The following is a 516-nucleotide window of genomic DNA, read 5'->3' on the forward strand; positions in this document are numbered from 1 at the left end:
GCACTCGCAATCATGTACCCGGCCGAAGCCGCTAGCGTTCCAACTTGGGCAACGACAGGCTTCTTCAGGGCGAGCTTACGTACAGCCTCATAGATAGCTTCACCGCCGGCCGTTGTTCCCCCTGGTGAGTCGACAGAGAGGATTACGCCCTTGACCGCGGCGGAATCCTCCAAGTCCTTCAGACGCTTAAGCAGTTCATCGTTTTCAAAAATGGTGCCCTCAACGCGAACCTTGGCGATATGCGGCGCTGATTTACCGGAAAACCCATCGGAGCCAGCATTGAAAAAATAAAGTGAAATCAATGCAAGGGCGATGAGCAGGAGCGTGAACGCGCGCCAAAATGTCAATTTCCTGCGAAGCCATCGTCTATCGATAATTGCGTCAGCAGTGTTTGCCATCGTCCTATCCATTCGCTCTCAAACCAGGGTCAGTTATTCTTTGCGGTATCATTTCGCCGAAGTCCAGACTTGCTGCGGGCGCTTGCTCAGCAGTTTGGACCTTGTATCTCGTCAAACG

General features: G+C 52.9%; 1 protein-coding gene. It reads right to left on the reverse strand.

Going from position 1 to position 516, the window contains the following annotated elements:
• Positions 1-398, reverse strand: a 398-nt coding sequence (locus tag ACXJ5O_RS29510) for an ATP-dependent Clp protease proteolytic subunit (RefSeq protein WP_457302994.1), incomplete at its 3' end; no start/stop codon positions are given.
• Between the last annotated feature and the right edge of the window lie 118 nt (positions 399-516).

This window comes from Phyllobacterium sp. P5_D12, from assembly GCF_054049495.1.